General features: G+C 65.9%; 12 protein-coding genes. 9 read left to right on the top strand and 3 right to left on the bottom strand.

Annotated features, from left to right (window positions below):
• Positions 1–130: 130 nt before the first annotated feature.
• Positions 131–769: a TetR family transcriptional regulator gene (locus tag AB0L82_RS01330; protein WP_364632709.1), complete on the top strand. Its 639-nt coding sequence runs from the start codon at positions 131–133 to the stop codon at positions 767–769.
• On the opposite strand, the gene AB0L82_RS01325 is transcribed toward AB0L82_RS01330, so the two are convergent.
• Positions 770–2,089, bottom strand: a complete 1,320-nt coding sequence (locus AB0L82_RS01325; RefSeq protein ID WP_364629239.1) for an MFS transporter — start codon at positions 2,087–2,089, stop codon at positions 770–772.
• Between the two features lie 443 nt (positions 2,090–2,532).
• Here AB0L82_RS01325 and AB0L82_RS01320 point away from each other — a divergent pair, with 443 nt between their 5' ends.
• On the top strand, positions 2,533–3,327 hold the full coding sequence (locus tag AB0L82_RS01320; protein ID WP_364629236.1) for a hypothetical protein: 795 nt from the start codon (positions 2,533–2,535) through the stop codon (positions 3,325–3,327).
• A gap of 47 nt (positions 3,328–3,374) precedes the next feature.
• Positions 3,375–3,842 carry a hypothetical protein gene (locus AB0L82_RS01315; protein WP_364629233.1) on the top strand — a complete coding sequence of 156 codons (468 nt, stop codon included), beginning with the start codon at positions 3,375–3,377 and terminating at the stop codon, positions 3,840–3,842.
• A 17-nt stretch (positions 3,843–3,859) separates the two neighbouring features.
• Here the strand turns inward: AB0L82_RS01315 and AB0L82_RS01310 are convergent, their stop codons facing one another.
• Positions 3,860–4,831, bottom strand: coding sequence for a helix-turn-helix transcriptional regulator (locus AB0L82_RS01310; RefSeq protein ID WP_364629230.1), 972 nt, complete (start codon positions 4,829–4,831; stop codon positions 3,860–3,862).
• A gap of 186 nt (positions 4,832–5,017) precedes the next feature.
• On the opposite strand from AB0L82_RS01310, the gene AB0L82_RS01305 reads away from it, so the two are divergent.
• The 6 genes from AB0L82_RS01305 to lysA all read left to right on the top strand — a co-directional run bounded on the left by AB0L82_RS01305 (position 5,018) and on the right by lysA (position 12,137).
• Positions 5,018–6,445, top strand: coding sequence for an MFS transporter (locus AB0L82_RS01305; protein ID WP_364629227.1), 1,428 nt, complete (start codon positions 5,018–5,020; stop codon positions 6,443–6,445).
• Between the two features lie 134 nt (positions 6,446–6,579).
• The gene (locus tag AB0L82_RS01300; protein ID WP_364629224.1) at positions 6,580–7,173 is read left to right on the top strand and encodes a PadR family transcriptional regulator; all 594 of its coding nucleotides are present in this window, start codon (positions 6,580–6,582) and stop codon (positions 7,171–7,173) included.
• The gene (locus AB0L82_RS01295) at positions 7,170–9,197 is read left to right on the top strand and encodes an NADPH-dependent 2,4-dienoyl-CoA reductase (protein ID WP_364629222.1); all 2,028 of its coding nucleotides are present in this window, start codon (positions 7,170–7,172) and stop codon (positions 9,195–9,197) included. Before AB0L82_RS01300 ends, AB0L82_RS01295 begins: the two co-directional genes overlap by 4 nt.
• A complete protein-coding gene (locus AB0L82_RS01290) occupies positions 9,197–9,829 on the top strand; it encodes a hypothetical protein (protein ID WP_364629219.1) in 633 nt (210 codons plus the stop codon). Before AB0L82_RS01295 ends, AB0L82_RS01290 begins: the two co-directional genes overlap by 1 nt.
• A 37-nt stretch (positions 9,830–9,866) precedes the next feature.
• On the top strand, positions 9,867–10,661 hold the full coding sequence (gene cmrA / locus AB0L82_RS01285; RefSeq protein WP_364629215.1) for a mycolate reductase: 795 nt from the start codon (positions 9,867–9,869) through the stop codon (positions 10,659–10,661).
• 129 nt (positions 10,662–10,790) lie between these two features.
• Positions 10,791–12,137 carry a diaminopimelate decarboxylase gene (gene lysA, locus AB0L82_RS01280; protein WP_364629212.1) on the top strand — a complete coding sequence of 449 codons (1,347 nt, stop codon included), beginning with the start codon at positions 10,791–10,793 and terminating at the stop codon, positions 12,135–12,137.
• Between the two features lie 21 nt (positions 12,138–12,158).
• On the opposite strand, the gene AB0L82_RS01275 is transcribed toward lysA, so the two are convergent.
• Entirely contained in the window at positions 12,159–13,901 is a 1,743-nt protein-coding gene (locus AB0L82_RS01275; protein WP_364629209.1) for a helicase HerA-like domain-containing protein, read from the bottom strand.
• Positions 13,902–13,984: the final 83 nt, after the last annotated feature.

Below are 13,984 nucleotides of genomic sequence, written 5' to 3'. Positions count from 1 at the left end.
CTCAGCGGGCGCTGATTTCGGTGCACATCTGTACACTCAACTAGTGTGCCGCTTGGAGGCCATCGAGTTCAACCGGCAGATCGTGTGACCCACACGACATCTCACGAATGGAACGAATGTGAACGAATGTATGCTCATCGATGTGAGCGAGCAGGCAGCAACCAGGGGTGAGCGCAAGGAACGGACCCGCGCGGCACTACTGGACGGCACCCTCGCCCTGGCCGCCGAACGCGGCTTCGCCGCCCTGAGCCTGCGTGAGATCGCCCGGTCCGCGGGCATCGTGCCGACCGCGTTCTACCGGCACTTCACCTCACTCGACGAACTCGGCACCACCCTCGTCGAGGAGGGCGTGCGCCAACTCCGGCTGGCACTGCGACAGATGCGCCGCACCCCCGACGCGCGCCTGGCCGCGACCGTCCGCTTCGTCTTCGAGCAGGTCGACAGCAAAACCGATCTGTGGGGCTTCCTGATTCGCGAACGCCACGGCGGATCGGCGGCGCTGCGCGGCGCCATCGCGGTCGAAATGCAGCTCATCGTGCGCGAACTCGTGGTCGATTTGTCCCGGGTGCGCAATCTCGACCACTGGTCCCCCGAGGATCTGGAGCTGGCCGCCGACCTGATCGTCGCCACCGTCGCCGACCGCATCGCCGACTACGTGGTCGCCACCCCGCGCGATCGCAACCGCATCATCGACCGCACCGTGCTGCACGTGCGCCTGATCGCCCTGGGTATGGGTGCGTGGGATCCGGACGCCGTCTCCCATCCGTGATCAGAGCGCGGGCTGCCGGACCGGGAGCAGTGCGGCCAGACCCAGCGCGAGCACCAGCAGCAGACCGATGATGCCGAACCGCTCCGAACCCGTCGCCCAGACGAAGAACCCGAAAAGCACCGGGGCCAGGAAGGATACGGCGCGGCCGGTGGTGGCGTAGAGACCGAACATCTGCCCCTCCCGGCCCGGCGGCGTCACCCGGATCAGGAAGGTGCGCGCGGAAGACTGTGCGGGACCGACGAATACGGTCAGCAGCAGGCCGAAGATCCAGAACATGAGCGGGCCGGAAACCACCAGCAACACCAGTCCGCACCCGATCATGGCGGCCAATGAGACCACGATCACCGGTTTCGGGCCGATGCGGTCGTCGACTCGGCCGGCGGTGATCGCGCCAAGGGCGGCAACGACATTCGCGGCGATACCGAACAGCAGCACATCGGAGTCGGCGATATCGTAGACGCGCACCGCCAGCACCGCGCCGAAGGTGAACACGCCCGCCAGGCCGTCGCGGAAGATGGCGCTGGCGAACAGGAATCCGACGGCGCGGCGGTCGGCGCGCCAGAGTTCGCGCACATCACGCCACAGAATGCGATACGCGTCCCGGAGCTTGCGCGTATCCGCGCCGGGATCGGCTGTGGTGCGCGGCAATTCGGGAACGAACAGGAACAGCGGCAGCGCGAAGGCGGCGAACCAGACCGCCGCCACCAGCGCCACCAGCCGGATATTCAGGCCGTCATCGGTGGGCACGCCGAGCAGACCCCGATAGTCGCCCTTACCGGAGATGAAGCCGAAATACACGATCAGCAGCAGGATGATGCCGCCGAAATAGCCCATGGCCCAGCCGAATCCGGACACCCGCCCCACATTGGCGGGCGTCGACACCTGCCGCAGCATCGAGTTGTACGGCACATGCGACAGCTCGAACGTCGCCGAGCCGATACCCAGCAGCACCAGCCCCACCCACAGGTAGTGGTAGTTCTGATGCACGAAAAACATTGCCGCCATCAGCATTACCGTGAACGAGGTCAGCACGCCCAGCGACAGTTTGCGTTTCGCCGTGGCATCGAAGAACTGCCCGCTCACCGGCGCGGTCACCGCCACCACCAACCCGGCCAGCCCCAGCGCCCACCCCAGCCAGGCACTCGACGACACACCCCCGGGCAGATCCTTACCCACCTTATCGGTGAGATACACCGAGAACACGAACGTGAGGATCACCGCATTGAACGCGGCCCCACCCCAATCCCACAGGCCCCACGACACCACCGGCCCCCGCCCGGCAGCCGACCCGACCGTCTCCTGCCCGGAAACCTCAGCCATGCGCGCAGCATAGACGACCAAGTACCGAAGAACCGGCCGAACACATCCAGCCAAGCACACGCACTGTTGGTCGCGATCCCGGTGATCACCACCTATCCGCTGCTAAGGTCGACCCGCAGGCGGATACACGTTCAAAGACGTTGCCGCACAGTCCATTCACCACGCAATCAACTAGATGAACTGGGCGGGCCAGCTGTTTCGACTCCGAGCCGCACCCCGGTTCCGCGGCGCGTCGCGCCGGTCCCACGCCGGTTTGTTCGGCGTCCTACCCGTTGTTATCCCCGGAAAGTACTGCCATGTTCGGAAATAGCCCGCGCGGTCTGGTACCGCACCTCGCTCATGTGCCCATCGGGTTGGTGCCACAGCTGGGCCACGCGCCCCTGGGTATGGCTTCACTACCCCGACCTGTGCGGCTCGACGACCCGAATATTTCCCATGTTCCCATGGACCCGATACCGACGACGCCGCCCCATGTCGCCGCTACATGGACCGCACCGCCGACACCGACTACGGCCGTTGACACCGGTGCGCTCGACAAATACGGTCCGCAGCTAACCAGTTGGGCCAAGGAGGCGGTCAAGTACGGAAACGAGGCGGGTGTCGATCCAGATTTGGTGCTTGCCATGGCTCTTCAAGAGGGTGCGCCGCTGCGCCTCGGCCTGGAGGGTAGCGCCGGCGAGAAGAGCAACCTCTACACAGCCCTGGATGATCCGTCGACATTCAAGTCTCGCATCAATCCGAACGGAGCCGAGGCCGGGGTTTTATGGGATCAGGCCCGCTACAACGCATCTCAGGTAGGTGCGGACAAGTCCACCTGGGAGAAGCTGAAACATGGCCATATATTGACCATGTTTCAGGACGACCCGGGTAACTCGCTCGGTCTGACCAATATGAAGAAGGATCAGTTCAACGAAGTGCGGAACAGATATCCCCAGTTGCAGGGGTACGAATACAAAGACCTGATCGGCAATGATGATCTGGCGATGAAGATGACCGCTTACAACTTGAAGATGCTCTATGACGGCGCGGCATCCCAAGCACCGCAGCAGCTGCGCACGACGCCATTGGATCAGTTCCTGGGTTCCGGCTACAACGCGGGCGGGACGTTGGGACGGTCACAGGGGGTAGCCACGGGTGGTAGCAACTTCCTGCCGAACGAAGTGGAGCACGGACAGAGCACGGTGAATGTCGTCCGATACGCAGACCAGATCCTCTATGGCAGTGGAGCCTATAAGTGAGATTTCGAGGCAGCGGGTGGTTCCGGTGGGGTCTTGGTTTACCGATTGTGCTGGGAATACTGGCTTTTGGGCACTACCGACTGCAGCACGAGAGTCAACCTCCGAACGAGGCACGACGGATCGTCGAACAGGCGACCGTCGCCGGTTTCACTCGGACCGGAATCGTCAACATCGATGACGGCGACAATCCGCCTCTCGCGGAAGCATATTTCATCGGGCCCGCACCCGCCCCCGACATCGTGGCAGTCGTGTCTATCCCCACGATTCAATTGAAGAGGGTGGAGGTTGCCGACGCCGGATGGGCGGCGCAACATCCCGATGTCGATTACGCGGTGGCACGTGGAGAACGACTGGACGGCTGTGGGGCAGGTGTGTCGTTCTTCTCGAATCCGACGCCTACGGTGAAGGACCGAGGAACCCGGGATGTCACCGTACTGACCGACGAGCAGATCGCGGCGGTGCGGAACCACACCGCGGTCGTCATCAAAGTGAGCGTAGGGCCCTGCGGCTGGTAAACCGCGAGATCGACCGATCATCCCGGCGTGCTGTCGGCCGGGATTCTCACGCGGCCAACCGCTTCGGGATGAAACTGCTCGAAGTGGCGCACCCAGGGTTGCCGCCGCTGCTCCTGCGTCATTTCCAGCAGTGCGCGCAGCCGTATCCAGCCGTCCTCGTCGACCGGGGTCAGGATTTGCACCCACGCGCCCGCGATCGACGGCAATGACAGGCTGGTCATAGTCATCTCGATATCGCCGGTGACCACATTGCGAATCACCCGGATGCGCCCGACCGGGAACGCGACGTCATTGCGCGCCCACATCTCCGCGAACAGCGGACTGGCGGCGACCAGATCATCGATGAAAACCGTCCACACCGGATCGTGCAGGTTCTTCACATAGGCGGCGCGCAGATAGCCGACCATGCGAGCCAGGTACTCATGTTGCGCCGCATAGGGATTGCAGCATTCGGGAGCCAGGAACACCTTGCGCAGAATGTTCCGCTCCCCCAGCACGAAACCCGGGCACAGCGCGGCATACGCGGAGTTGTACGCCAGCACGTCGTACTTGCCCGAAAGCAACACCGCGGGCAACGGTGTCAGATGATCGAGAATGACCTGTATTTCCTCCGGCACCGGCTCATCGAACTGCGGCGCAGGAATCGTCGGCACATCCGCCAGCCGATACAGGTGCGCCCGCTCCGCACCATCCAGGCACAACGTCCGCGAAATCGCCTCCAACACCTGAATACTCACATGGATATCGCGCCCCTGCTCCAGCCAGGTGTACCAGGTGATCCCCACCCCCGCGAGCTGCGCCACCTCCTCCCGCCGCAAACCCGGCGTACGTCGCCGCGATCCGGTGGGCAACCCCACCTCCCCCGGTGTGATCCGCGCTCGCCGCGACTTCAGAAACGCCGACAACTCATCCCGCCGCGTCTTGCGCACCGCCCGGGTATCCGGTGGTACCGCTGCGACCTCGGCCTGATCCCGGGGAACCAGCTCCATCCGCAACACCCTCCCGTCCCCATCGAAGGGGCCAACCCCGTGCTCACGCCGGTCGGCTGCGGTATTTCCGGTTACGGGATTCACTTCTCCATACTGGTCGTAATCCGCACCCGTATCCAGGTGGTGGTAGTACCAGCATAAGCAGGCTCCTGGTACCCGGTTCCGGGGCGGCGGATGGTCATTCCCATGACTCAGAGCCTGACCCAATCACCGCCGGTGGTGGCGGCTCCGGCTGTCGCCGGAACCGGTCGCCGCGCGCTCGCCGTTCTCACCGTGATCCTGCTCGGGCAGTTCATGGCGGTGCTGGACGCCTCCATTGTCAATGTCGCCATTCCCGCCATGCGAACCTCGTTGCACGCCAGTGGTTCCGGGCTGCAATTGATCGTCTCCGGATATGTGATCGCCTATGCGGTGCTGCTCGTCACCGGGGCGCGGCTGGGTGATCGGTTCGGGCAGCGGACCATGTTCGTGGCCGGGCTGGCGATCTTCACCGTCGCGTCGCTGGCGTGCGGATTGGCCTGGAGTGTGGGGCCGCTCATCGTATTCCGGTTCCTGCAGGGCATCGGGTCGGCGGCGATGGTGCCGCAGGTGATGACGCTGATCCAGCGGACGTTCACGGGAACCACTCGGGCGCGGGCGCTTTCGGCGTACGCGGCCGTCATCTCCGGCGGCATGGTGGTCGGGCAGATCCTCGGCGGGCTCATCGTGAGTTCCGATCTGGCCGGAACCACCTGGCGCGGAGTATTTCTGGTGAACGTGCCGATCGGGCTGGCGCTGCTGGGCGTCGCACCGCGCATCCTGCCGAGCACCGCGCGCACCGATCGCAAACTGGATCTCGCGGGTCTGGCGGTGCTCACTCCGGCGGTCCTGCTGCTGGTGCTGCCGCTGGTGCTCGGACACGAGCAGGATTGGCCGGTGTGGACCTGGATCGCATTGGCCGCCGCCGCAGCGGGATTCGCGGGCTTCTGGCTGGTGGAGCGCTGGGTGCACCACCGCGGCGGTGAACCCCTGTTCGCCGATCGGGTATTGCGCGCCCCCGGGCTGGTGCTCACCGCCGCAACACTTTTCGTGGTGATGTGCACCTTCGGCGGCTGGCTGTTCGTGATGGCCATCCACCTGCAGAGCACACTCGGCTACTCCGCCCTGCACGCCGGACTGCTGTTCCTGCCCATGGGCATCACCTTCGCCCTGGCCAGCCTGAACTGGCAGCGCATCCCGGAACGGTTGCACGCCACCATGATTCCGGCGGGACTGGTGCTGGCCGCCGCCACCATGGTGATCATGGGCCTGCTCATGCGCGACGGCGCCGACCTGGGCCCGCTCGAGCTGACGATCTTCGGCCTGATGGGCATCGGCTTCGGCCTGTCCTTCAGTCCGCTCATGGCCCGCACCACCGCCAGGATCCCGCTCGCCCTGGCCGCCGACGCCAGCGGCATCCTGGTCACCAATGTGCAGTTGGGCATCGTGGTCGGCATCGCCAGTTTCGGTTCAGTCTTCCTGAGCCTGGCCGGAAGCACCGCGCTATCCGCCTCGCACGCGGTCGGCACCACCGCCATCGTGGAGGGGGTGACGGTGCTGGTCGCCGCCGCGCTCGCGGCCCGCGCCGCACGCTGAGTCAGGCCCGCTACGGGTCAGCGGGGCACCCCATCGCGGGTGCCCCGCTTCGGTATTTTCCGGGCGAATCTCCGGCACGACATTCCCTATGCACTGAATTGCATAGTACGTCCCGTCTCAGTTACCCTGGCCGCATGGCCCTCGAACACGCGCTACTGGTATCGCTGACCGAACGCGCCAGTTCCGGGTACGACCTGGCCGGCCGCTTCGACAAATCCATCGGCTTCTTCTGGAACGCCACCCACCAGCAGATCTACCGTGTGCTCAAGCGCATGGAGGAACAGGGCTGGGTCACCGCCGAGGCCGTCGCCCAGGCGGGCCGCCCCGATAAGAAGGTCTACACCGTCAGCGACGCGGGCCGCGCGGAACTGACCCGCTGGATCGCCGAACCCATGGACACCACGCCGATGCGCAATGAGCTCGGCGTGAAATTGCGCGCCGCCTCGCTCGGCGACGTCCCCGCCCTGGCCGCAGAGATCAAGCGCCACCGCGACGAGCACGCGCACCGGCTCGACCTGTACCGCACCTTCGAGAAGAAGGACTACCCCGCGCCGGATCAGCTCACCGGCCGCACCCTGCACCAGTACCTCGTCCTCCGCGGTGGCATCCGCGTCGAGGAGGGGTTCATCGACTGGTGCGACGAGATTCTTGCCGCTCTGCACAAAGACAACCCGCCGCGCGACACAGCCCCGTCGCAGGCGTCCGACCCGAAAGGCACTCGGCAATGAGCGCTTATCCGCATCTGTTCGAACCCCTGGACCTGGGATTCACCACCCTGCGCAATCGCGTGGTGATGGGTTCCATGCACACCGGTCTCGAAGATCGGGCCTGGCATACCAACCGGCTCGCGGCGTACTTCGCCGAACGCGCCAAAGGCGGTGTGGGCCTTATCATCACCGGTGGTTACGCACCCAACCGCACCGGCTGGCTGATGCCGCTGGGCGCGAAGCTGACCAATAAGACCGAGGCATACCGGCACCGCGTCATCACCAAGGCGGTGCACGCCGAGGGCGGCAAGATCGCGCTGCAGATCCTGCACGCGGGCCGCTATTCCTATATGCCCGGCAGTGTTTCGGCCTCCTCCATCAAGGCCCCGATCAATCCGCTGCGCCCGCGCGCTCTTTCGAGCAAGGGCGTCGAGCAGACCATCGACGATTACGCGCGCTGCGCCGCCCTGGCCAAGTTCGCCGGGTACGACGGCGTCGAGATCATGGGTGGTGAAGGCTATTTCATCAACCAGTTCCTGGCGCCGCGCACCAATAAGCGCAAGGACAAGTGGGGCGGCTCGGCGGAGAACCGCCGCCGCATCGCCTCGGAGATCGTGCGCAAGGTGCGCAAGGCCGTCGGGCCCGACTTCATCATCGTATTCCGTTTGTCCATGGCCGATTTCGTGGAGAACGGCCAGACCTGGGACGAGATCGCGGATGTCGCACGGGATGTGGAGGCCGCCGGCGCCACCATCATCAATACCGATATCGGCTGGCATGAGGCCCGCGTCCCCACCATCGTGACCTCGGTCCCGCGCGCGGCGTTCGTGGAGTGGACCGCCAAGGTCAAAGACATTGTCAGCATTCCGGTCTGCGCGTCGAACCGCATCAATATGCCCGAGACCGCCGAGGAGATCCTCACCCGCGGCGATTCGCATCTGGTGTCGCTGGCCCGGCCACTGCTGGCCGATCCGGAGTGGGCGCGCAAGGCGCAGCAGGCGCGAACGGATGAGATCAACACCTGCATCGCCTGCAATCAAGCCTGCCTGGATCACGCCTTCCAGATGAAAACCGTGTCCTGCCTGCTGAATCCGCGCGCCGGACACGAAACCGAACTGAAGCTGCTGCCCACCCGCCGCACCCGCCGGTTCGCGGTCGTCGGCGCGGGACCGGCCGGACTCTCGGCCGCGGTGAGCCTGGCCCAGCGCGGCCACCACGTGGATCTGTTCGAGGCCGATGACAAGATCGGCGGCCAGTTCGATATCGCCCGCCGCATCCCGGGCAAGGAGGAGTTCAGCGAAACCGTTCGCTACTTCACCCGCCAGCTCGAAATCACCGGCGTCAACGTCCATCTCAATACCCGCGCCACCGCGCAGCAGCTCATCGAGGGCCGCTACGACGAGGTCATCCTGGCCACCGGCGTGAAGCCGCGCATCCCGAATATCCCGGGCATCGACCATCCGAAGGTGCTCACCTACGCCGAACTGGTGCGCGAGGGCAAGCCGGTCGGCAAGAAGGTCGCCGTCATCGGCGCGGGCGGCATCGGCTTCGATGTCAGCGAATTCCTCACCGTGGAAGGGCATCCCAGCCTCAAGCTGGACGAGTGGAAGGAAGAGTGGGGCGTCTCCGACGATCCGAACGCCCGCGGCTTCCTCACCGCGCCCAAGCCCTCCCCCGCCGCCCGCGAGGTGGTGCTGTTGCAGCGCAAGGCTTCTTCGTTCGGCAAGGATCTGGGCAAGACTTCGGGCTGGGTGCACCGCGCGGCCGTCAAGGCCAAGGGCGTGGAGCAGATCGGCGGCGTCAACTACGAGCGCATCGACGACAAGGGCCTGCACATCAGCTTCGGTGAGAAGCGTCAGCGCCCCACCGTCATCGAATGTGACAACGTAATCCTCTGCGCCGGACAGGAATCCGTCCGCGATCTGGAGGAGCCGCTGAAGGCGGCGGGCGTGCAAATCCACCTCATCGGCGGTGCGGACCTCGCCTCCGAACTCGACGCCAAGCGCGCCATCAACCAGGGCACGCGGCTGGCGGCAGCCCTCTGATGCCCACCCTCACCCGCCTGGGCCTGCCCGGAACCGAGCAGGCCTGGGCGGCCCTGGGTTTCACCGTCGCCGACGGCGAATTCCGGATCGGCCACGTCGCCTGCACCATCGGTGAACCCGCCTGGGGCTTCGACGAAACATACGCCGCCCCAGAACTTCTCGGCGTTCCGTACCTGGCGGCCGATGCCGGTGCGCAACGCCCGGCCACGGCACGGCCGGACCGGGCCTCGAACGGCTCCGCATCGGACACCGTGCACCCGAACGGCGTGACGATCGTCGATCACGTCGTCTACTGGATGCCGAACCTGGACGAAGGCGCGGCCAATCTCACCGCGGTACTGGGCATTCCGCCGCGCCGCCGCTTCTTCCCGCGCGGTCCCGAAGGCCCGGAAATGGCCTTCTACCGCGTCGGCGAACCCTTCATCGAAGCCGTCGGCTCCGGCCTGCCCGCCGATCTCGCGGGCGTAGCCTTCCTCACCCCCGACCTGGACGCCGCCGTGGCGGCCATCCGCGCCGCGGGCGGACCCATCGGCGACCCCCGCCCCGCCGTTCAGGGCGGCCGCATCGCCCCGGTGTGGCGCGGCCACCTCGACTGGGGCATCGCCTTCATGGAGCCCAAGCCCCGCACCTGAGGGTGCGGGCGGGGTGGGAGTGGGTAGGGTTTCGGTCGTGAGCTTGCCTGCGCCTACCGCTGATAATCGTGCCGTTGTGACCGGATCCTCTTCGGGGATCGGGGTCGCGCTCGCTGAGGAGCTCGCTTCTCGCGGGTATTCGCTGATCCTGGTCGCGCGCCGGGAGGACCTGCTGCAGGAGCTGGCGACCCGGCTGAGCACGCGGTACGGCATCACCGCCGAGGTGCGCGCGGTGGACCTGTCCAACCGCGAACAGCGCGCACCGCTGGCCAAGGAGCTGGCCGAACGCGATATCGCGATCCTGTGCAATAACGCGGGCGTCGCCACCTTCGGGTCGCTGGCCAAGCTGGATCTGGATTATGAGCGGGACATCATGGAGCTCAACGCGGTCGCCGTGCACGACCTCTCGCTCGCGGTGCTGCCGAATATGGTCAAGCGCGGCAGCGGCGGCATCCTGGTCACCGGATCCGCGGCGGGCAATATGCCGATCCCGAACAATGCCACTTACGCCGCGTCCAAGGCGTTCACCAATACCTGGGCCGAATCGCTGCGCGGGGAGATGAAGGAGCACGGCGTACACGTCACGCTGCTCGCCCCCGGCCCGGTGCGCACCGACAATCCGGATCAGGAAGAGGTCGGCAACAAGATCCCGGAGTTCATCTGGGTCACCGCCGCGCACACCGCCAAGATCACCATCGACGCCCTGGCCCGCAATAAGATGCGCGTGGTTCCGGGCCTGATCAGCAAGGGTATGAGCCTGGCCGGGCAGTTCGGCCCGCGCTCGATCACCTCGCTGGTCGCGGGCGCGGCCTACAAGAAGCTCGGCAGCTGAGCGCAAACCGTCAAGATCACGCGACCGGTCGTCAAGGACGCGTAGCCGATATGCCCCGGCTGCCCGATCCGGCGTAGTCCTGGATTCGGCCCCGCCTACGGAATAGCGGGGACGCATCCAGGAGACATCGTGACGCTGCTCGACATTTTCCCGTCGCTGCGGTCGGGGGGCATGCTTCCTCGCCTCGACCCCTCGGTCTGGCCGCGGGAAACGCACTACGACGCCGACGGTCGCATCACCGTCGGCGGGGTCGCGCTCGCCGATATCGCCGACCAGTACGGCACCCCCACGTACATCCTGGACGAGACCGAAGTCCGCTCCCGCTGCCAGGCGTATCGGCGGCAATTCCCGGACGCCGAGGTGCTCTACGCGGGCAAGGCGCTGCTCACCCGGGCGGTCGCGGAATGGGTGACCGAAGAGGGCCTCTCGCTCGATGTGTGCTCGGCCGGGGAACTGGCCGTCGCACTGTCCTCATGGGTGAATCCGCAGCGAATCATGTTGCACGGCAACGGCAAACCCTTCGCCGAACTGGAGACCGCGATCAACTGCGGAATCGGCCGCGTGGTCATCGACTCGCTGACCGAGATCACCCTGCTGTCGGCGCTGGCGAGCACACCGCAGCGAGTGCTGCTGCGCGTATGCCCCGATGTCGACGTGCACGGGCATCCGGCCGTGCGCACCGGGGTCGCCGATCAGAAATTCGGCTTCACCATCGGCAGCCACGCGCTCAGCGAAGCCGTGGAACGCATTGTGCGCCAACCCAATCTGGAATTCGCCGGGCTGCACTGTCATATCGGCTCGCAGATCTACGATACCTTCCCCTACGGGGAGGCCATCCGTCGCATGATCGGCGAAATGGCAAGGATCCGTGACGATTACGGCGTCACCCTCGGCACCCTCGATATCGGTGGCGGCCACGCGGTGGCCTACCGCCCCGGCGACGCCGAGATGAATCTGGCCGAACTCGCGGACATCATCGAGGATTCACTGGACGCGGCCTGCGCGCGCTATGCCTTCCCGCGTCCCACGATCGCCATGGAACCCGGCCGCGCCATCGTGGCCCGCGCGGGCATCACGCTCTACCGCGTGCTGTCCATCAAACACGTCGAAGGCGGCCACACCTTCGTCACCGTCGACGGCGGGATGAGCGACAATCCTCGCGTCACCCTCTACGGCGCACGCTACGAGGCCGTAGTCGCCAATCGGCACCCCACCGGCCCGCATATGACCGCCAATATCGCGGGCCGCTACTGCGAGGCCGGTGACATCCTGGCCACCGACGTCCGCCTGCCCGCCGATCTGCGCCCCGGCGAAGTGCTCGCCATGCCCTGCACCGGGGCCTACCACCACAGCCTGTCCTCGTCGTACAACGGCGTCGGCCGCCCGCCCATCATCGCGGTCCGCGACGGCAGCACCCGGGAGCTGGTCCGCCGCGAAACCATCGAGGATCTGATGCGCCGCGATATCGGCCACTGAGCGCCGAAACCGGCAGTGCCGCTATCGCTTCCGGGTGCCGAAGATGCTGCGGCCGATCTCGCGCCCGGCCACGGTGGCGGCCGACCGCAGGAAATTCTTGAAAGCGGTGTTGTTGACGATCTTCTCGGCCATGGATTCATCGACCGGCTGCGCCTTGGCCCGCCCGCGCGACGGCGCGGGTTCGGGAGTCTCCTCGGCCGCCTTGGCCAGCTTCTCGGCCAGGATCTCGTAGGCCGATTGCCGGTCGATGGTCTGCCCGTACTTGCTGTACAGCGTGGATTGCTGTGCCTTGGAACGGATTCCATCGTCGCCGATGGTGTCCATGAGCGAGCGCGGTGGCTGCATGCGCGCCCACGCCACCGGGGTGGGCGCACCCTTCTCCGAGAGCACGGTGACCACGGCCTCACCGATTCCCAATGAGGTCAACGCCTTTTCGAGATCGTAGGTGGCGGTCTTGGGATAGGTGCGCACCGTCTTCGACAGCGCCGCTTGATCTTCCGGGGTGAAGGCACGCAGCGCGTGCTGTACGCGCGCACCCAGCTGGGAGAGCACGGCATTGGGGATATCGGTGGGCAGCTGCGTGCAGAAGAACACGCCCACGCCCTTGGATCGGATGAGCTTCACGGTCTGCTCGACCTGCTGCAGGAACGCCTTCGAGGCACCCGTGAAGAGCAGATGCGCCTCATCGAAGATGAAGACCAACTTGGGTTTATCCATATCGCCGATTTCCGGCAGCGTCTGGAACAGATCCGCCAGCACCCACATCAGGAAGGTGGAGAACATCTGCGGGCGGGACGCCTGCGCACCCAATTCGAACAGCGTGATCACACCCTGTCCACCCGCCACCCGCAGCAGATCGGCCGGATCCAGTTCCGGCTCACCGAAGAAGGTGTCACCGCCGTCGGCCTCGAGATTCACCAGCGCGCGCAGGATCACGCCCGCCGTGGTCGCGGACACACCGCCGATCCCCTTCAATTCCTCCTTGCCCTCCGGGCTGGTGAGGAATTGGATGACCGCGCGCAGATCCTTCAGATCCAGCAGCGGGAAACCGTTCTGATCCGACCAGTGGAAGATCAGCCCGAGCGTGGATTCCTGAGTCTCGTTGAGCCCCAGCACCTTCGACAGCAGAATCGGCCCGAACGAGGTGATGGTGGCGCGAATCGGCACCCCGATCCCCTCGGTGCCCAGTGAGACGAATTCGCACGGGAACCCGGACGGCTTCCAGTCCGGATCACCGGTTTCCTGTGCGCGCGTGAGGATCTTGTCATTGGACTGCCCGGGCTGCGCCAGCCCCGACAGATCGCCCTTGATATCGGCGACCACGACGGGCACCCCCGCCGCCGACAACTGCTCGGCGATGCCCTGCACCGTCTTGGTCTTACCGGTACCGGTCGCACCGGCGATGAGCCCGTGCCGATTCATGGTCTTCATCGGAATCCGCACCCGCGCATCGGGATGCACCTTTCCGTCCACCATGACGGTGCCCAATTCCAGCGCGAGCCCCTCGAACGCGTATCCGGCCGCGATCCCCTGCGCCGCGACCTCATCCGGTGCGCCCGCGTCCGCCGAGCCCGAATCCGCCTTGCCGTCGGCGGCTTTCGCGGGGGCGTCGGCCTTCGCCTCGGCGGCGGCCTTATCGGCGGCTTCCTGTTCGGCAGCTTCCTTTTCAGCGGCATCGGCCGCCGCCACCGCCTCCGCCGCGATCCGCGCGGCCTCCTCCGCGGCCTTACGGGCCGCCGCTGCCTTCTCCTGCGGGGTGGTCATCGCGCTGTCCTCCGTCTGCTCTAGCCAAACCGACAAACGATCGCGGAACTTGCCGAAAGGATACTGCCCGGTCGGGTGGCAAA

The sequence above is a fragment of the Nocardia sp. NPDC052001 genome (genome assembly GCF_040680615.1).
GTDB lineage: Bacteria > Actinomycetota > Actinomycetes > Mycobacteriales > Mycobacteriaceae > Nocardia.
The sequence above is the reverse complement of the archived record's forward strand: the minus strand, read 5'-3'. Positions and strand labels throughout refer to the sequence as shown.